The organism is Calothrix sp. CBUCES-K 9914, from assembly GCF_059640475.1.
In genome coordinates this window covers 1-20,433 of the sequence record NZ_JBXXZH010000172.1, presented here as the reverse complement: position 1 = coordinate 20,433, position 20,433 = coordinate 1, and the positions used below count along the sequence as shown (strand labels likewise).

14 protein-coding genes and 1 pseudogene are annotated in these 20,433 nt (G+C 39.8%); 8 read left to right on the top strand and 7 right to left on the bottom strand.

Features of this window, described 5'->3' with window-relative positions:
* Window positions 1–50: 50 nt before the first annotated feature.
* The 4 genes from AC2JBO_RS30080 to AC2JBO_RS30065 form a co-directional block, all read right to left on the bottom strand.
* Window positions 51–1,649 (bottom strand): FAD-dependent oxidoreductase, encoded by a 1,599-nt coding sequence (locus AC2JBO_RS30080; RefSeq protein WP_496957305.1) that lies wholly within the window; start codon window positions 1,647–1,649, stop codon window positions 51–53.
* On the bottom strand, window positions 1,650–2,009 hold the full coding sequence (locus AC2JBO_RS30075; protein ID WP_496957304.1) for a 4Fe-4S binding protein: 360 nt from the start codon (window positions 2,007–2,009) through the stop codon (window positions 1,650–1,652).
* Window positions 2,006–3,625, bottom strand: a complete 1,620-nt coding sequence (locus tag AC2JBO_RS30070) for an FAD-dependent oxidoreductase (protein ID WP_496957303.1) — start codon at window positions 3,623–3,625, stop codon at window positions 2,006–2,008. The genes AC2JBO_RS30075 and AC2JBO_RS30070 overlap by 4 nt, the downstream gene beginning before the upstream one ends.
* A 746-nt stretch (window positions 3,626–4,371) precedes the next feature.
* Complete coding sequence (locus AC2JBO_RS30065; RefSeq protein ID WP_496957302.1) at window positions 4,372–4,707, bottom strand: XisI protein; 336 nt, start codon at window positions 4,705–4,707, stop codon at window positions 4,372–4,374.
* Between the two features lie 135 nt (window positions 4,708–4,842).
* On the opposite strand from AC2JBO_RS30065, the gene AC2JBO_RS30060 reads away from it, so the two are divergent.
* The 5 genes from AC2JBO_RS30060 (at window position 4,843) to AC2JBO_RS30040 (ending at window position 10,192) form a co-directional block, all read left to right on the top strand.
* Window positions 4,843–5,619, top strand: a complete 777-nt coding sequence (locus AC2JBO_RS30060) for a sulfite exporter TauE/SafE family protein (protein WP_496957301.1) — start codon at window positions 4,843–4,845, stop codon at window positions 5,617–5,619.
* A gap of 9 nt (window positions 5,620–5,628) precedes the next feature.
* Window positions 5,629–5,790: a hypothetical protein gene (locus AC2JBO_RS30055; RefSeq protein WP_496957300.1), complete on the top strand. Its 162-nt coding sequence runs from the start codon at window positions 5,629–5,631 to the stop codon at window positions 5,788–5,790.
* Between the two features lie 1,368 nt (window positions 5,791–7,158).
* Window positions 7,159–8,877: a 2-isopropylmalate synthase gene (gene leuA / locus AC2JBO_RS30050; protein ID WP_496957299.1), complete on the top strand. Its 1,719-nt coding sequence runs from the start codon at window positions 7,159–7,161 to the stop codon at window positions 8,875–8,877.
* A gap of 384 nt (window positions 8,878–9,261) precedes the next feature.
* A complete protein-coding gene (locus AC2JBO_RS30045) occupies window positions 9,262–9,885 on the top strand; it encodes a hypothetical protein (RefSeq protein WP_496957298.1) in 624 nt (207 codons plus the stop codon).
* 148 nt (window positions 9,886–10,033) lie between these two features.
* The gene (locus AC2JBO_RS30040) at window positions 10,034–10,192 is read left to right on the top strand and encodes a hypothetical protein (protein WP_496957297.1); all 159 of its coding nucleotides are present in this window, start codon (window positions 10,034–10,036) and stop codon (window positions 10,190–10,192) included.
* 6 nt (window positions 10,193–10,198) lie between these two features.
* Here AC2JBO_RS30040 and AC2JBO_RS30035 read toward each other — a convergent pair whose 3' ends face one another.
* Window positions 10,199–12,634 (bottom strand): two-partner secretion domain-containing protein, encoded by a 2,436-nt coding sequence (locus tag AC2JBO_RS30035; protein WP_496957296.1) that lies wholly within the window; start codon window positions 12,632–12,634, stop codon window positions 10,199–10,201.
* Between the two features lie 352 nt (window positions 12,635–12,986).
* Here AC2JBO_RS30035 and AC2JBO_RS30030 point away from each other — a divergent pair, with 352 nt between their 5' ends.
* Entirely contained in the window at window positions 12,987–13,433 is a 447-nt protein-coding gene (locus AC2JBO_RS30030) for a hypothetical protein (RefSeq protein WP_496957295.1), read from the top strand.
* A gap of 465 nt (window positions 13,434–13,898) precedes the next feature.
* Here AC2JBO_RS30030 and AC2JBO_RS30025 read toward each other — a convergent pair whose 3' ends face one another.
* Window positions 13,899–16,109: a protein kinase domain-containing protein gene (locus AC2JBO_RS30025; protein WP_496957294.1), complete on the bottom strand. Its 2,211-nt coding sequence runs from the start codon at window positions 16,107–16,109 to the stop codon at window positions 13,899–13,901.
* A gap of 210 nt (window positions 16,110–16,319) precedes the next feature.
* Entirely contained in the window at window positions 16,320–18,023 is a 1,704-nt protein-coding gene (locus AC2JBO_RS30020; protein ID WP_496957293.1) for a protein kinase domain-containing protein, read from the bottom strand.
* A gap of 106 nt (window positions 18,024–18,129) precedes the next feature.
* Between AC2JBO_RS30020 and AC2JBO_RS30015 the strand changes: the two genes are divergently transcribed.
* Both AC2JBO_RS30015 and AC2JBO_RS30010 read left to right on the top strand, forming a co-directional pair.
* Window positions 18,130–19,644: a phenylacetate--CoA ligase family protein gene (locus tag AC2JBO_RS30015; RefSeq protein WP_496957292.1), complete on the top strand. Its 1,515-nt coding sequence runs from the start codon at window positions 18,130–18,132 to the stop codon at window positions 19,642–19,644.
* Window positions 19,645–19,892: 248 nt separating this feature from the next.
* Window positions 19,893–20,382, top strand: a pseudogene (locus AC2JBO_RS30010) (transposase); the annotation flags it as partial.
* Window positions 20,383–20,433: the final 51 nt, after the last annotated feature.

The following is a 20,433-nucleotide window of genomic DNA, read 5'->3' as shown; positions in this document are numbered from 1 at the left end:
TCTTATTCCCCCCTTATTAAGGGGGGTTAGGGGGGATCAGTTATTGTAAATCAAACCGTTACTAACTCTTTAATAGCGGATGTTTGCTCTGGTTTTACCCATATTGTGTCTAAACCACCGCTAATTAAACGGTATTGTTGGTTAGGGTCAAGAAGAGGAAAATCTTCGCGTTTGTGCATTCCTCTGGTTTCTTGACGCTGTATACCACTGGTGTACATCCAACGAGCAGTTGCTAACATTGCCGCAGCTTCACGCGCACGCACAATTTGATTATCTGTGGTTATTTTACTGTTACGAATCTCTTGCCAAAGCTTGTTAAGTCTTTCTAGAGATTCATTTAAACCTGTAGCTGTGCGGAATAAGTTACGGTCATAAGGAAAAACTTCTGCTTGGGTTGCGGTAATTATTTCTTCTGGGAATAAGGTTTGATTTCCTGTATAAGATAATCCAACTTTTCCAACTCCTTGTGCTGGACGTTGCGATGTATCTCCTAAACTAAGTGCATAGGCAGCAGCTGATTGACCTGACCAATAACCAGAGGACATTGCCCAAGCTGCATTGTGACTACCTCCACCTGTAAACCCTCCACAGATTAATTCCCTAGTTGCAGCGTCTCCGGCAGCATATAAACCAGGAACGGAACTGGCGCAAGTATAATCTGTAATCCGAATTCCACCTGTACCACGCACTGTTCCTTCTAAACGTAGTGTAACAGGGAATCTTTGGGTGAATGGGTCTATTCCCGCGCGGTCAAACACAACAAAGAAATTTGGTTGAGACGCGCGCATCCATACTTTCGTTTCTTCATCTACACCTTGGTCAAGACGCGCGTATACTGGTTGTGTTAGTAAAGTTTTGGCAATTACAGAGCGACCGCGTTTAGAACCGGCACCTTCAATTACCGTACCATCTTCGTATGTAAAAGATGCCCAATCGTAAAAACGAGTTTTGGTGACAGAAGACCAGGCAGGAGAAATAGCATAAGCATTAGAAAATTCCATTCCAGAAAAATCGGCGCCTACTTCTGCTGCCATTAACAGCCCATCTCCTGTTAAGACATTACAACCAAGGGCTTTACTCAAAAAAGCGCAACCACCTGTTGCAATTACTACAGACCCAGAGCGGACTTGCCAACGTTCACCAGATTGACGGTTAATTCCAGCGGCTCCAGCAACAACCCCTTCTAAATCTACTAGTAATTCTAAAGCAGGACTGTTATCTAAAATTTTGACACCCGCTTTTTTTATCTTTTGTCGCATAAAGCGCATATAGTCTGGCCCTTGTAAAGAGCGATAGACTACTTGCCCATTATGGTCAGTATGAAAGTTATAGTTCCAATTTATTAAAGATTGAATATTTTCGTAGGTTCTATCTAGTACGCGCGTCATCCAGTTCCGGTCAGCAAGAAATCCTCCCATTGCTTCGCGACTAGCCATTGCAGTTTCTCGTTGTTCTGGGTCACGAGGTACGTACCAAACACCATTTCCTGAAGCTGCTGCGGCGCCACTTGTACCACAGTAACCTTTGTCTACTAAAATGACTTTTGCGCCACTGGTTGCTGCACTTAATGCCGCCCAAGTACCTGCTGGACCACCACCAATAATTAAAACATCGGCAGTTAATTTTAGGTCTGTTGATTGGTTATTCATTTAATTAGATGAAGTTTTAGGTAAATTTCTATTGCTTAATAATGGGAAATAATATGCGGACATTTCTTTAGAGGCGCCAGGTGTTCTTCCTTTGCCCCAACCTATATCTTCTCGATAGCTGCCAAGTAAACCATTTTCGATTAAAGTTTGTTCGTCTACTTCGATTAGTTCATCAGTTTGGGGAGCTACATATAATGCATCTACTGGACAATATAGTTCGCACATGAAACAAGTTTGGCAATCACTTTTACGTGCGATTTTAGGCGCCTTTCCTGGTACTTTATCAAAAACATTCGTAGGGCAGGCAGTGACGCAAAGATTACATTTTATACAGCGAGATTCACTTACTAGTTCAATCACAGTGTTACTAACTCCTTTTGTATAACGAGCTGCTCAGGTTTTACCCAAACTTTATCTAAACCACCACTAAGTATCTTATATTGCTGATTTGGGTCTAGTTGTTGGTAATCTTGGCGTTCATGCATACCACGGCTTTCTTTACGTGTAAGTGCAGAATTATACATCCATCGAGATGTTGCAACCATCGCCGCCGCTTCCCGTGCTTGCAATGCTTTGTCTTCACTTGCGGCACCGCTATATTTAACAGAGTGCCACAAATTATCTAAACGTTTTAGAGAATCTTTTAAATTATGTTCTGTGCGGAATAAATTACGGTCATAGGGTAAAACTTCAGCTTGAACGGCGCCGATAACTTCTTGAGGAGCAAAATTACTATCCGAACGAATTCCTGCTTTGCCAACTCCTTGAACTTTTCGTTCGTTTACTTTATTTCCAAGTGAGAAAGCATATTTCGCTGCATCTGAACCTGCCCAATATCCAGAAGACATTGCCCAAGCTGCATTTATACTACCACCTCCACTGCTGGCGCCTGCTACAAATTCTCGTGTTGCTGCATCTCCAACTGCGTAAAGTCCAGGGACTGAAGTCGCGCAGGAGTTATCTATAATATGAATTCCACCAGTACCTCGAACAGTTCCTTCTAAACGTAATGTTACGGGGAAGCGTTGGGTAAACGGATCAATACCAGTGCGTTCAAAAGGCAGAAAGAAATTGTGTTGGATAGTTCGCATCCATGTTCTTACTTCTTCGGGAGTTTTGTGCAAACTACAATATACAGGTTGAGTTAATAGTACTTTGGCGATAGTAGAGCGTTTTCCGAAGGCAGTATCTTCAATTTCAGTCCCATCTTCATAAGTAAATGTTGCCCAACGATAATAGGCGCCTTTTGTCACAGATGACCATGCTGGAGTTAGTCCGTAGATATTAGAAAATTCCATACCCGACATTGCAACCCCAACTTCTGCTGCCATTAAATAACCATCCCCAGTTAGGACATTACAGCCTAAAGCTTTGCTTAAGAAAGCACAACCACCTGTTGCAATAATTACAGATGCTGCTTTGACTCGCCATTTTCCACCATCTTGGCGCCTAATTCCACAAGCTCCAGCAACTGCACCCTCTAAATCTATTAATAATTCTAAGGCTGGAGAGTGGTCGAGAATTTGTACACCAGCTTTTTTAATTTGCTTACGCATCAGACGCATATACTCGGCGCCTTGATGGAGTGAAGGATAATAAGGTTGACCTTGCTGGTCTAATGAAAAAGGATAACCCCAATTTCCTAACTGATACAAATTTGTATGAGTTTGCTCTAAAACTCTTTCCATCCAAGAAAGTTCTGATAAAAACCCTCCTACCCTTTGCCGCTTGGCTATTTCTTGCGCGCGTTGTTCCTCATTTGGTTCAAACCATACAGTAGTACCAGCAGCAGCCGTTGAACCACTGGCGCCGCAGTAGCCTTTATCTACCAAAACTACTTTAGCTCCAGAAGAAGCCGCACTTAAAGCTGCCCATGCACCTGCTGGACCTCCACCAATAACTAGAACATCTGTCTGTAAATCTAAGTCAGAAGGATTGTTAGATTGTTGCTCTAAAATTAATTGATTCACGCTCACAAGCCTCACTCCCTAGCTAAAAAGCTTAATATTTTGATATCTAATATCTACGCTGGCTATGCAAACTACTGTTTATCGACCAATTAAATGGTGATTTATATAGCAGTATTGCATAACCCTTGGTGAAAGTTCAAGCCTTTCGTAACTAAAGTATACGATTATCTAATTTTATGAGACACTAATTGTTTGATAATCTAAATATATTGATACTCCAACGTCCGCCCTTGTGTTGGAAAATAAGTATATTTATTGACCACAGAGACACAGAGGGCACCTAGGAGACGCGATTCATCGCGTCTCCTAGGTGCCTGTGCGTTGCATATAATTATCTTTAGCACTTGATTCGTTACTGTTTATTTTAATTACTGGGGCTGTTTTACTGGTGGTTATGATTTTTATCTTCTTTTTACTGGGTTTATTTACCATATGCCCCAGTCAAAGATCAACTGTCAATATTAATACATTTTTATTTCATAATGTACGTAGTATTCGCAAAAAAGACGCTGTTTTACTATAATTAAAATGCATCTTCAGTTTGTTTTTATACTATTTTAGTACAGACGAGGTGCCTTTGTAGCGCGCGTCAACTGGCAACGGATACAACGGATGTAACGGATAGGTAGTTAAAAATATGGGTGTGCTTATTTGTTACGAATAGCTTATCCGTTACCAAAGCCATTATATTTAACCCACACTTGGCACAAAAGGCGCCTTCCTTAAAGAGTTGAAAACCTGTATATAATTTTTTACTCAACAGCATAAGGAGTAAATTGACGTTTGAAAGGAGAATAAAAACCAATAACAATATTTGATGGAGGTACACCCTTTTCAACTAACCTCTCAGGAACAAGTTCTTCAGTACCATTGTATTGAATCCATATTTTACCTTGAATAATATCAAAGTGCATTATGGGACTAAATACCCGTTTATCTCCTTCCCAACCAACAAAAGATAGTTGATAATGGTCATTTTCTGAATCAAAAATTAGTTGTGGTTTGACTGTATCAGCATCAATACTAATGTATGCATGTTCGCTCAAAAGCTGTTTGATTACTTGCCGATACTTGTCTATCTTATCCATTGCAAGATTTCCTCATTGGTATTTATACATGTTACAGAACCTTACGTGGCGCCCCATTAACACGCAATTCTGGTAATCTTTTTTATAACGGTATCTCTACCGACAAACAGTATTAAGTACAAAGGAACATTTACTTTGACAGACATTCAATTACTTGCTCTAATAGCGGTTTTCTTGATGGCAAGTGTTATCAGCGTTATAACTGGTAGTACTTCACTAATTACTGTACCTGTAATGCTCTACTTTGGGATTGAGCCGCGCGTAGCTCTTGCTACTAATATGTTTGCACTAACATTAATGAGCATTGGGGGGACATTGCCTTTTATTGGTAAAGGAGTTATTGACTATAAGCGCTTGCCATTGTTGATAGTTCTAACTTTGATATCGTCAATTTTAGGCGCCTCGCTTGTTTTAGTTATACCGTCAAAATCAATGCCGTTGATTATCTCTATTTCAATGATTGTAGTTGCTGTGTTGTCTGTTGTTAACCGAAATGCTGGACTGGCGCCATCTCAAATCATACCTTCAAAGGTTGCAGAAATTGCTGGCTATATAGCTACATTCCTGCTTGGGATTTACGGTGGCTTTTTTAGTGGGGGTTACGTAACTTTGTTGACGGCAGCTTATATAATGCTATTTGGGATGACATTTGTTCAAGCAATAGCCACGACTAAATTTATCAATATTTTCTCTTCACTCTCTGCTACTGTGATTTTTATAGCACAAGGTGTTGTTGATTATAAACTAGGTATAATTCTTGGTCTGGCTATGTTTATCGGTGGAATTGTTGGAGGAAATATTAGCCTGAGCTTGAGTAATTCATGGCTACAGCGTATTTATTTGACTGTTGTAGGTATTCTCGCGTTTACAACGCTTCGCAAATCTTTACAAACAAATAATTCTAATAATTAAGTAAAAATAGTGGTTATACGTCTACGCCAAACTGAAGAAGTTGATCTTGATTATATTCTAAGTGCTGAAAACAATGAGGAAAACCGTCAGTACATAATTCCCTGGCCACGCGAAAAACATTTACAAGCAATGAATACTCCTGATATTCTTCATCTGATTGTGCAAAAGTAAGCAAGAGTTGGTTATGCTATTTTAGCTGGTTTAACTAATGTAAATAATACGATTGAATTGCGTAGAATCGTTATTAAAGAAAAAGGCAAAGGTTATGGAAAGCAACAATAGGAATGATTAAGGAGTTAGCATTCAATAATTATAGGGCACACCGATTGTGGCTAGATGTAAAATTGCAAAATTTTCGCGAATGTAGAGACGCGACATGTCGCGTCTCTACACGCCTGTTTTTATTAAATGATGGGTGCCACCCCTGATTCGCCATTGGTATCCTACGAGGAGAGGGGAGTATATTTTTCCCCAATAAGACAAACGGGGCACCGTTTGTTGTATGATAAATCATAGAAGCAAGGCAAGTAAGGGAAAGCTGCTGCGTAATTAAAATGCCATGCCTAAAAAATTAGAGAGTTAAAATTTATTCGGTTTTCACTACCATTTATTCCGGTAAACCGAACAAAGATAGAACAGTGCGAATCAACACGTATGACTAAGATGAAAAAACTTGTAGCAGTAACCCAATTAAAAATTACATGTAGAGACGTTACATGTAACGTCTCTACAAGGTTTTGGATATTATATCATCTGCGGTAACTGACCGGAATGCATCTGATCAATAAGGGTAAGGTGGGCGCCCTACGCAAAAACATTAATAAGAGTGTTGGGTTACTATTGCCTTCACCCAACCTACAATCAAATTAGATTAAGCGCAAAGCAAAGTTGTCCAAGTTTTGATTCCGACAATACCATCAGTTTGCATATTATTTGCTTTGTAAATATTCAGAATTTTCAAAATTTAATAAAATGTAAAAAAGACATATAAATTTAATTGAAATTGTAATTAATACTTTCATTTGAAAAAGCATATACAACGACATATAAAATAATTTAATTAATTGGGAATGTAGGGTGCGTTACTGCTAGAAAAATCTGCACTTAAATGAAAATATTTCTAGTAACGCACCATCAGTAATTAAAAAATATTCGTTTTAATCTCCCTGACCGCGCGCAACGGGAAGGGAGAGGTAAAAATAAAGCTTGACATATCCACTCAAAAAGAGTAATACTAGATTCCAGTAGTAAATTACAAAGATTATGTTTACCAAGCAGCTACCCCTACAAGTAACTTCTAGCCATCGACTAGGGCTAGGGCTACTACTATGCCTTGGTTAAGTAATTACTGAAAGTTTTGCACATCTGAATAGTACTTGCATTGGAGACACATATGTTATTTCATCAATCGCTGAAGGTATTGCTGCGACTAATTACGGGTTGCCAGGTTTGGTCTTGGTGGCAGCCTGACAGCCCTAATTGTATAACATTCGCCACAAAGCCTTGTAACTACAGAAATTATCAACAAAGGAATTCACGGTGTTAATTAATCCTGCATCTAAATATCGTCCATTTGCTCCCATTAACTTACCAAACCGCGCGTGGGTTAATCAAACAATAACTAAAAGTCCCATTTGGTTAAGCACAGACTTACGCGATGGCAACCAAGCATTGATTGAACCAATGGATATTACGCGCAAGTTGCGTTTGTTCAATCTGTTGATACGTATAGGTTTCAAAGAAATCGAAGTTGGTTTTCCTTCTGCTTCACAGACTGAGTTTGATTTTATTCGACACTTGATAGAACAGCAATTGATACCTGATGATGTCGCAATTCAGGTATTAACTCCCGCGCGCGAAGAATTAATACGTCGCACTTTTGAATCGTTACAAGGCGCCAAAAATGCAATCGTACATCTATATAATGCGACATCACCAGTATTTCGGCGTACTGTTTTTGGTTTAGACCGTGCAGGAACAATTAATTTAGCAACGGTTGCAGCAAGTTTATTTAACGAACTTGCTGCACAGCAACCAGAAACTAACTGGCAGTTTCAATATTCACCAGAAACTTTTACAGCTACCGAACTCGATTTTGCAAAAGATATATGCGATGCTGTCTTGGATGTCTGGCAACCAACACCGCAGCACAAAGCAATTATTAATTTACCTGCAACGGTAGAAGTTTCAACACCAAATGTATTCGCCGACCAAGTAGAATGGATGCACCGTAACTTAAGGCGCCGTGATAGTTTAATATTGTGCGTTCATACTCATAACGATAGAGGTTGTGGTATTGCTGCTGCTGAACTCGCACAAATGGCAGGCGCCGAACGAGTTGAGGGATGTTTGTTTGGTAACGGTGAACGTACTGGTAATGTTGATTTGGTAACGTTGGTATTGAATCTCTACACTCAGGGTATACATCCAGGTTTGGATTTTTCCAATATTGATGAAGTCGCGCGTATAGCAGCTGAATGTACGCAACTGCCAATACATCCGCGTCATCCTTATGTCGGTGACTTAGTATTTACAGCGTTTTCAGGGTCACACCAAGATGCAATTAGAAAGGGGTTTGCAGTGCAGGCGCCTGATAAAATCTGGGAAGTGCCTTATTTACCGCTTGACCCTGCTGATGTTGGTCGGACATATGAGTCTGTAGTACGAGTAAATAGTCAATCAGGAAAAGGTGGGATCACATTTTTACTCGAACGTGATTTTGGTATTACCTTACCTCGACGGTTACAAATCGAATTTAGTCGAGTTGTACAGCGAGTTATGGATACTAGCGGAAAGGAATTATCTTCTCAGGATTTATGGCAGTTGTTTGAAGAAGAGTATTTGCATGGTGAGACTGCATTAAGGTATGTGTCGCATCAAGTTTATACTGCTGATGATAGTACACAAATGCTGTCTGCGAAGTTGCAGGTTGATGGGGAAGTTATTGAGATTTGCGGTAAAGGTAATGGACCTATTGATGCTTTTGTCAATGCTTTGGGTACAGGAGTGCAGATTCTTCACTATGAAGAGCATTCACGCAACTTAGGCAGTAATGCTGATGCTGTAGCGTATGTAGAAATGAGTGGTGATTTTATTAACGGGGGTTTATACGGTGTTGGGATCAACTCGAATATTGTCACTGCTTCAATACTGGCAATTATTAGTGGTGTAAACCGCGCGTTAAAATCTGTTGATGGTGAGGTAAGGATTCAGCAGTTGATGAAGTTGAAAGATTATGCGTCTGTAGTGAGGGGTTAAGTTACGAACCACAAAGGACACAAAGGACACAAAGGAAGAGGAAGAGTTTTTCTCTTATCTTTGCTTTCTTTGCGCTCTTTGCGGTTCGTTTCTTCTTTAACCATAATGTTGGAGATGGCGCCGATTAACACGAATTTCTGTTTGTTTGAGAACCAGTAAGGAAAATTTTATAAAGAAGTATGCTGAAAACCCCGCCTTTTAAGACGAACGGCGCCACAAATTTATCTTTTCTTTATATAAATCGACAAAGACTACTGCATAAAAGCTGAATTACAAACTTATAGCTAAGTAGTCATGCTTCAGTTGATATTAACACTGCTCAAAGAAACGCGGTTTCTTGTAGCTTGACTTGTAAATTTACTTTTGCTTCTAGGATTAATCAAGATGAAAATTAAGCATTATTATCAAGTTTCAAGTTTATTAATCGCAGGATTGGTATTATCGAATTTTGGAACTGTTTCTGCTTCTATTAATAGCTCTCAAACATTGCAGCAACTTAACAGCAATACTGTAGGCGCCCCCCTGAACGGTTACCAAAAAATTGCAGCTAACCCAGAAGACTGTATTGCCTTCAACCCGAATAATACTGCTGTCAAGCAAGTCAACGGTAGCTGGAAAATAGTTGAGAATGGGAATCACTGGATGTTTGACTTTGGCGCCAAAAAAGACGAAGCAACACGCGCATTCCAAGTTATCAAGCAATACGGAGTGAACAAATCCTGCTTCGTTGGGCGCCCGCAACCATCATTTAAATATCTACTTAAAAATGATAATGCCCCAGTTGGCGCCATTAGAGGAGAAGATTGTGTGGCATTCAACCCAGGAACAACAACCTTAAGCAAAATCAATAACCGTTGGAAAATTGTAGATGGTAGTCACTGGATGTTTGACTTCAACACCAATGAAGCAGAAGCCCAACAATCCTTAGAGATTATTAAAAAATATAAGTTCACCCGTTCCTGCTTCGTTGGTAGACCTGACCCTAGCTTTACCTACTTGCGTAAATAAAGTACCATCAACCAATAATACTGCCAGGAATTGCAAATCCCTGGCAATTTAAATATTCACCGGAAACGTTTAAGGACTTACAAAAATTAAATTAACCATTAATGAGTGGGGTGGGCATCCTCGCCATGAGCGATTCGCATAAAACCATTTGATTAAGAAGGAAATAAGCTATGAACAAAGGCGCAATACAGCACGTAAAACGATGCATGAGCCAAAACCTTGCGAAGCAGTTCTAGGAAATAATCAAGCTCCCAATACTCCAAAGTTACCGTCGTCCCTAGTTGTAGAAGTTCCCATTCATCAATAAGATTAATCACGCTTGACATCCAGATGCTACAACACGCGGCAGGAGTGTAGATATAGGTGCTTTTTCAACAAGCTCAAAACTCCCATCGTTATTTTTAACCCAACCTTGTGCTTCAACGATTGCGTTTAGCACTTTGTTAGGAACTGCATTTAATACATTAGTATTGCTAGTGTCTAAAGTTGCTAATCTAGTGTTGTTAGTTGTACCAGGTAATGGTTCAAGAGGGCTGGGCGGTAAACTGCCACGTCCTTTAATGATGAATTCTCCTAACGGTTTGGCGCCTGGTTGTCTTGGACAAATTTGAGCAACTCGACGTGTAGCATCAACAACTTCTTCAGGTAATTCGATTAACCCTTGTGCAGGTTCAACATCAGGGTCACTAATAGAGATTTGTCCTTGAACACCACGGTCGGAACTTGCAGTGATATCGCTAGTTAATGGAGATTCAATTGCGCGCGGTTCAATACCGAAAATACCTTGCGTGCGGATATTTACGTTACCACCTCTACCTGTGAAAGCATTAGCTGTTATATCACTGTTTTCGTTGGGGACAGCGACTATAAAATTAGAATTGATATCAATGTTTCCTCCATCACCAGCAAGTTGTTCTGTACCTGCGTTTGTTGAGATTTGGGCGCCTCTTAGTAGTAAAAGTAAATCACTATTTAGGTAAATATTACCGCCGTTACCGGATGCAGAATTGGCGTTGAGTCTGCCTTTGTTATCTAAAGTGATTTTTGAGGTAGTGACAATGATGTCTCCAGCAGCCCCCGTCGGACTTTCGGAATTAACGAGCAATCCACTGATATATTCAGAACTTTTACCAGAAATGGTAACATTAGCAGCATTAACTTTTATTGTGCCTGCATTGCCTTGCCCATAAGTGCTAGCCAGCAGTTGGGCACCATTGGTAAGAGAAAATTGAGGTGTTGTAATTTGAATATTGCCCCCATTGCCTTTGATCGCGTTACGTTGTTCCAGGCTATTAGAAACATCTCCTACAGAACTAAAGATAGCACTGGGGAAAATTTCACCATTAGTATTTGTGTAACTATCATCTAAGGAAACACTATTGGTTGCATTGATAATTACATTCCCTGCATTTCCTCGTGCTAATGTACTAGCTGTCAATTGAGCGCCATTCCTAAGAGAAAGTTGAGGTGTTGTAATTTGAATATTGCCCCCATTGCCTTTAATCACATTACGTTGTTCCGGGCTATCAGAAACACTGTTTACAGTACTAAATATAGCAGTATTAATGCCATCTAAGAAAACACTCTTGGTAACATTAATAATTACATTCCCTGCATCACCTTGCCCAAAGGTGCTAACTAATAATTGAGCGCCGCCATTGGTAAGAGAAAGGGAATTAGAAGATAAAGTAATGTTACCTCCATTGCCTATTCCTTCTCGTTGAACAATATTAGCGATACCACTTCCATTCCCATCAATCTTTATATCGCCAGTTGCATTAACTGTAATATCGCCAGCCTTTGCCCCAACAAACCCCAATCCTTGTGCAATACCAGCAATCAAAGTACTGGTGCCAGTAATGTTTAGATTACTAACATTAACAATAATGCTGCCACCACTACTAGCAGAAACATTTACATTAGCACCCTTGATTAGAGATACATCTGCTCTAGTACTTTCAGATGGAAAACTCAAACTGATATTATTGCCATCTACACCAAGTCCTACTGTTCCAGTCGCAGCCAATCCTCCTAACTCGACTCGTCCACCATAGGCTCTTAATCTTCCGCCATCCATCTGAATATTACTACCTACTAACAGCAAACTCTTACCATCTGGAACACGTAGCCCTGATGTATTTCTGCCTGTTGGTGCTATTCCGGCTGGCGCTGTTGAATTGTTTTGAATCGATACATTAGCAGCTATTTGATTGTAAAACAAGGCGGAAGGACTAACTGTTAGCAACACAGGGTTATTTGGCTCACTAGCACTGAAAAACTCAATGTTTCCAAATTGAATTGCATTTGCTGTCGTTCCTACGAACGAACCACCAATATTTAAACTAGCATTCTGTCCAAAGATAATCCCCAAAGGGTTAATCAAAAATAGATTAGCTGTACCATTAGCTTTGATTAATCCATCAATATTCGAGACTGACCTACCTGTTACTCTACTGAAAATGTTCTGAATATCAGCAGCATTATTGAAAAACGAAGTGCCGCCAGTAGGAACAGAAAACTCCCGAAAGCTGTGAAACAAGTTGCTGCCTGCTTGGGTTCCTCCTGTGATATTAAAGGTGTTGCCATCTTGTGTGACGATGGAATTATTTGGAAGAGTGCCATCAGGGGTAATCTGGGCATGAACGCAATTAGCAGAAAAAGCAATCATCGCACTTCCCATCAAAATTCTTAAAAACCAACGATTAGCCATCACAGATGTAACACCTTTCATGCTTTGTAGCAGTTGCACTATGATCTCAGTTAACCATAATTATGGCTCTTGCGTACTTAGCGTGCTAAAATCGTGTAAAAATAAGCTTAAAACAATTGCTGGGCTTGTCTTACAGCCATTTCTTTGAACGAGGAGAACTTCATGCAAAAGGCAGCGACATCCGTTATTATGCTGCAAGCGAGTAAGCTAGAACCAAAATTATGATTTTATTGATTAGATATAAGGTCTGTGATGGCGCCGGGTTCAATCTATCCAAATAGTGAATTGATTTATGAACTTACGATGAAACAACCTCTCTCTGGAGAAAGATTTAGCCGATAAGCTAGATGAAGTAAAAATAAAATGTCAAATGTAACAATAATTGTATCCAATGAAACTAAATTTCTTTACAAAACGTCTTTCCGTACTAGGACGTTGGATAGCTACAACTTTATTTTGTGTATCAGCATTCACATTTGTTTGGCAGGGTACATATTTATCAAACACCTCAGCATTCGCTTCTCCTGCTTCAATCTTAATCGCAACATCAGATGCAGGCGATAATGTTAAGTATAAAACTAGTGAAGACGCTGGACGAGCTAAAGGTTTTGTTGAAAATACAAAAGATTTCGTCAAGGATGCCGCAAAGAGCAACGCTTCCAAAGTTGATAACGCAACAGATGACGATAGCGCTGTAGCACGTAAAGCCAAAAATGATGCAGCTACAATTCAGAAAAGAGCAGAGGAAGACGCATCTCGGACTGAAAAGGCTATTGACGATACAAAGAATGCAGTTCAACGCACTGTTGACAACATCAAAGACGCTTTTACTAAATAGTACTCTGTATCATTAATTCAGGATATAGGTGTAGCATAGGCATCTTGCCTGTGCTACATCTTAAGTGAGATTGTTTAACCTATTGAATTTTAAATTACTCGAGTTTAGACTAGTTATCAATTGACTGGCTTATCTCAGGTATCAAGCGACTTAAGAGAAATGATCTTTGATATTTTATTAGCTCCTCCTGTATCTGATTTTTTACAACTTTCTGCTTACACGGTTTCTCTAGTTGAAACTGTTCCCATTATTTCACTTCAGCCCATGCTTATTGGAATGAGTCAGGTCAGGACTTAGAGGGTATTTATAAATAAAAGATTAAATCAAGAAATTATGTTAAAAGGATTAGATTTCATAGTAAAATCCCTTCTTTTCTTCCTTTGCGTCCTTTGCGTCCTTTGTGGTTCGTTAAATAAACATCATTATTTACAAATCAATTAGGACTGCTATATAAACTATTTTGCACTAGGGTGTAGGTATAGATGTAGGTGTAGGTGTAGGTGTAGGTGTAGGTGTAGGTGTAGGTGTAGGTGTAGGTGTAGGTGTAGGTGCCACAGTTGGTGTAGGCGTAGATGTTGGAGTTGGTGTTACAGTTGGAGTTGGAGTTGGAGATGGCGCCACAGGGTTAGTAGCAGAAATATTAAGCGCATAACCTAATTCATCTGAACCAGAAGAAGCTACAACAAACTCATAAAATCCACTTTCGGGCAATGTTAGCGATAAACTACGCTTTGTTGAGTCTTCTAAAAATCTTTGACTACCGCTTGGTGAATACGCTGATAATAAAACTTTGCTGTTTGCATTCAGTTTTAGTTCTAACTTTTGATCTTTATCAAGGTCAGCAATAAATACTCTACCATCACCGGGTTTGAGAGTACCACCTGAAGAAGTACTTGTGGCGCCATTAGCAAATGTAAGTTTTCTAAATGCACTACCAGCTAAAATAGCAGTAAGTTTATCGTTGACAAATCCTTGCCAAACTTGTCCAATAGGTTGGTCGATAAAGTTTTTACCGCGCTGTTCTGGAAATTGGCGATAAAATGCAGCGTCTCCTAAATCGTACAGCGAACGACTACCAACATTAATTTTATTCACCTCAACTTTCCAGCGGTCACGTTCTGCAGCAGTAAAAGTACCGAGTTTTTGACGTGAGTCTGTGCTTAACGGGGAAAGCTTTTCTAAAACGCTTGCAGCTGTCTCATCCCATTTTGTGCGTAAAGCTGCATCGGATGGAGCATCACTCAATGAACGTCCCTTTTGGCTAGGATTTTTATCCCAAAAAACTTGATTGACTAAATTTACATAGAAATTAAAGTCTATACCTAATAGAGTGCGCCGCGTTTTTAATTTTTCTTTTCTTGCTCTTTCTTCGGGTGAGTAGTTAGCGTTGGGGTCAGTAGGTTGGTTATTTGTAGGAGTGGGAGTAGCTGTTGATGCTGCACCACCGTTAGATATATCAGAACCAATCAAATTCTTAGCGCCCCATACCCCAGTACCAATAACTCCAGCAGTAATAACCAATGCAATGGCAACTTTTCCAGGTGTCCACCAGGGTTTAGGAATGTCCGTTGGGGAATTAGGAATTGAAGTATTTGTAGTTTTTTGCGCTTCCCGTCTTTGAGTTGGGATACCAGGAGAAACAGCAACAGTAGCAGAAGTACTTTCTTGTTGTGGTGGTAACTGTGTTGATGGAAACTCGGTAGCTGGATATTGTGTGGCAGGATAATTAACAGGTGAATTTAGTGCTAACATCACTTGTTTTGCATTTTGATACCGTTCACCAGGAACAGGCGCCAGCATTCTATCGAGTATTTGCCCAAAATTGGGAGTTAAATCAACTTCCCGGCGCCACTGCCAAGTTATATTGTAATTATCTATAAGTTCCTGTGGCTGTCTTCCTGTAAGTAATACTAATACCGAAACTGCCAACGCATATAAATCACTATGGGGTTCAACAATACCCGTTTGCATTTGCTCAGGAGGAGCATAGCCAATTTTACCTAGCAGCGTTGCAGGAGCAGAAGGTACATTCTCACCAGCTTGATAATACTGCGAAGCAACAGCAGCAACTACTTGTTTAACACCACCAAAATCTATAAGTACAGGTAACTGGTCTAAAGAGCGTAAAATTAAATTATCGGGAGAGATATCACGGTGAATCACACCCATTGAGTGAACATAATCTAAAACAGGTAAGATTTGCTGTAATAAATGCTTGACTTCTGTCTCACTAAACCGCATCCCAGAACTTAAACGCGCGTCGAGTAACGAACGATAAGTTTGCCCCTCAACATAATCTTGAACTATAAATAAATATTCTTTACCACCGAAGTTACTGCGGAAAAGTTCACGAAAACGTGGAATTTGCGGATGCTGGAGTCTATATAGAACCGTAGCTTCGCGCTGAAACAGTTCTTCAGCTTTTTGGAGAACGTAAGCAGTTTGTACTTGTGGTGAGAACTCCTTGATCACACAGAGTTCACGAAAGCGGTTTATATCCTCAGCTAAGTAAGTTTTTCCAAACCCACCTTGACCAATTTGTCGTACAACTAAATAGCGTTCTCCCAAAGCTACCCCAGGTTGAATACTTAGCTGCACTCCCGTTTCCATTTTTTCTCCGCAGTGCAGGCAAAATTTGCTACCTGCTGGGTTTTCGTGTCCTTTGGAACAATACATATAAATTTAATAGTTAAAAGTGCTGAGTGCTGAGTGCTGAGTATTGAGGAACAGAGTTAAGAGGTAGAGTGCGTGACGCCATAACAATCATAAAATAAAACCCATGAACTAGTAACGTCACGCACCTTACGAGTTAAGAGTTGAAAGTTATAGCAATTATATTTATAACTTATAACTTTACACTCAGCACTCAGCACTCATTACTCAGCACTATTTTGATTCCAGTTTACTCACCTTGTCTGCTGCAATTGCATACCAAATTTGACCAAATGTCGGTTGGTTGAGTTTCCCACTTCGTTGTCCAGGGAACAAGTCATCAAATTTACGGTTAGTATCGGTATTAAGTTGTGTGATTGTATAGTTACCAAATTCACGAGCGTTTGCTCTTTGCTCCCAATTTTGGTAATCTTGCCCTCCATAGCTTCCGAGTTTTTGACGCGCTTTGCTACTGAGTTTAGCTTGTTCTAATTTATCTAGTAAATCTTGCCCAATACTTATCCATTGTTGACGTAACGCTTCATCTTCGGCGCCAGTACCTAAATTTTTACCTCGTAATTGTGGGTTTCTGGAATAAAAAATAAAATTAACAGTTTGGGTAAAGAAACCTTCGGAAATTTGTAAAGACGCGCGACGACTCGCTATATTACCATTACGTTTGCCGTCATTACTTGGAGTGCTTGGAGTGGTTTCGGAAGAAGAATCTGAATTTCCACCAGGTAAACTAGGTAAGGAAATGTTCGGCAGTGAAATAGATGATACACCTTTGACTACCGCATTAACTATACCCCAAGTTCCTGCACAAACTAAAACTATTACTGTTGTTGTTACAGCGCTAACAGCAAATGGACGCATCCATACTGGTAACGGCAACGCTTGAACAGCCATTTGTGTTTTAGAATGCAAGTTACCTGCCCGTCGTGCTGGCGCCGCAATCATTGTTTTAATTTTTGTAACGTTAGTATTGACTTTATTCACAGCAGGTGTGTGTGCAAGTGAGAGTTTCTGTAAATCTTTTATAACTTGTTCAGCGTTTTGATATCGGTCGCTTGGTTTATATGCGACCATTTTCTTTAATATTTTTTCTAATCCCTGGCTGACTTTTATATCTGTACCCCAACGCCAAGTTCCTTGGTAGCTATCGTAGAGGTTTTGTGGTTCTTTTCCGGTGAGAAGCACTAAAGTGCTTACAACGAGTGAATATAAATCACTGGAAGGAAAAGCTTTACCTTGACGCAGTTGTTCTTCGGGTGCGTAACCTTTTTTGCCCAACAACGTCCGGTTGGCGCCTAGTTGAGTCATCCAAAACCCTTGGGAAGCAGGAATTTGCTTAACTCCACCAAAGTCAATTAGTACAGGTAGATTATCTGAGGAACGTAAGATTATATTATCAGGAGAAATATCTCGATGAATTACATTTTGAGAATGGATGTAACTCAAGACAGGTAACATTTGCTTAAGCAGTGAAATAATTTCCTCTTCGCTGAAAAGATTTTGTCCATAAGCAACACGCTTATCTAATAAATCCCAGTAAGTGTCACCCTCAATATAATCTTGCACCAAGAAGAAAAAATCCTTTTGTCCAAACTTTGTAGAGAGTGAAGCGTGAAATTTAGGAATTTGCGGATGTTGCAGTTTCTTCAGAACATTTGCTTCGCGTTCAAACAATTCTTTTGCTTTTTGGATATCCTCTGGTTTTTCTACCTGGGGTGCAAACTCCTTGAGTACACACATTTGGTTTGACTGTGAATCCTCAGCCAAATAAGTACGTCCAAACCCACCTTGCCCCAACTGTCGTAAAATTTTATAGCGGCCAATAATAATCTCCCCTTGCGGTAGTGGCAAAGACTCGCCGCATTGGATACAAAAACGATTACCTGTAGTATTCGCGTGTTGTTTGCTGCAATAGATGTGCATAGCGCAGTAAGGACATTAAGGGGGGTTTTTAGTAAATTGCTACAACGTTAAACGTCGCTATTACGGAAATATCACTTTTTAACCTAAAATTATTACATTGACAACTATGATTAATCCAGAAGAAAAAAAACAGTACGCACAGCGGGCATTTTTAGATTTTTTAAATACCCCCTTAGATACTCGACTTCAGCAGCATTGTGACATCGATCCAACATTGGAAGCTTTAAAGCTATTCAATAATGTCGCCGCAACCGTTCCCGCATACAAGACCTTCTTATCACAAAACGGGATTAATCCTAGCAGTATTCAAACCTACATCGATTTTCAAGCGCTTCCACCCTTAACAAAGCAAAACTACCTACAAAAACATTCTCTACCTGATTTGTGTCGTTACGGACAAATTGAAACTAGCGACATGATAGCAGCGTCGTCTGGTTCAACAGGTAAACCAACGTATTGGTGTAGGTTTTTTGCTGACGAGTTAGAAATTACAACACGCTTCGAGCAAATCTTTCACGATAGCTTTTTTGCAGATACCCGTCGCACTCTCGCAGTTATTTGTTTTACCCTCGGTACTTGGGTAGGTGGAATGTTCACAACTAATTGCTGTCGATACTTGGCAATGAAAGGTTATCCAATTACAGTTATTACTCCCGGTAATAATAAAGAAGAAATATTACGTGTTGTCTCGGAACTCGGCGCCAATTTTGAGCAAGTAGTTTTATTAGGGTATCCACCATTCCTCAAAGACGTGATTGATACTGGGATTGCGCGCGGTATTGAGTGGCGCCAGTACAACATTAAACTAGTAACAGCAGGAGAAGTATTCAGCGAAGAATGGCGAAGTTTAGTAGCAGAAAGAATAGGTTCACAAAACCCCTGCTATGATTTCGCATCATTATATGGAACTGCTGATGCAGGGGTATTGGGTAATGAGACACCGCTATCTATATGTATTAGAAGATTTTTAGCAGAGACACCTGAAGCAGCGCGCGCTTTATTTGGAGAGTCACGTTTACCTACACTTGTACAATATGACCCAATTAGTCGCTTTTTTGAAGTAGAAGACGGCGCCTTGCTTTTTTCTGGGGATAATGGGATTCCCTTAATTAGGTATAATATTCTAGATAACGGTGGCATAATTACATACGATGCCATGCTTGAGTTTTTGCAGGGATGGGGATTCAATGTGGCACAGGCATCTTGCCTGTGCAGTGATAGAGGCATCAGAAACCTACCATTTGTATACGTATTCGGACGTTCCAACTTTACAGTCTCATACTTCGGCGCCAACATATACCCAGAAAACGTCACAGTAGGTTTAGAAGTACCAGAAATAAGAGAATGGGTAACAGGTAAATTCGTCTTACAAGTAATTGAAGATAGCGATAAAAATAGACATTTAACAGTTACCGTAGAACTGGCGCCAAATATCGAAGAAAGCGAAAATAAAAAACAAGCAATAACAACATCTATATTGACACAACTAAGGCGCCTTAACAGCGAATTTGCAAACTATGTACCTGCAGAATATCAGGCGCCGGAGATTAATTTAAAATTACATGGTGATGCTGAATATTTTCCTGTGGGTGTGAAACATAGATATACGCGCGCTTCTTGATCCCCCCCAACCCCCCTGCGTGGAAGGGGGGATCATCATGGGCTATTTTTATGAACCTAACAATACCAACATTCGTTTTCAAAATACACGTGCGTAGCTTATAGTAGGGTTTGCTGAAAAAGAGGAAAAAACAGGCGCCATCAGATTATCAGACTAAAGAAATATATCCAGATGCAAGAGAAGAAGGTAATATTACCTAAAATCTTTGCATCTACGTGACTAGCACTCAAGTGTGCTTATTAGTAACCATGTACCGAAAACAGGAGCAGCCTCCAATTCTACCTGAAAACTTTCAACTTCCATTTGAGGGGAAGCTAAGAGAAGATAATCGTTGGGTAATCATGGCTTCTTTAATGCCTTGGAAAGAATTTGAGGACGAGTATTCAACTTCATTATCTATAGAAATGGGGGCGCCTGCAAAGCCGTTCCGGATGGCATTGGGGGCATTAATAATCAAAGAAAAATTAGGCATAAGTGATAGATAAACTGTAGAGCAAATAAAGGAAAACCCTTATCTAAAATACTTTATAGGAATGTCATCTTATAGTAATGAAGCGCCATTTGATGCATCAATGTTAGTCCATTTTAGAGAAAGAATTAGTGTAGAACTAGTCAACAAAGTAAATCAAGAAACAGTAAAGAAGATGTTAGATGCTGCATCTTCAATTGATACTGAAAAAAAAAGAACTATCAGAAAAAGAAATAAGTGAGCTAAAAAATCTTGGGAAATTAGTTCTGGCACAATCTAAGGTATTTAGTATCTAATCAGAACAATATTACTAAGCGCGT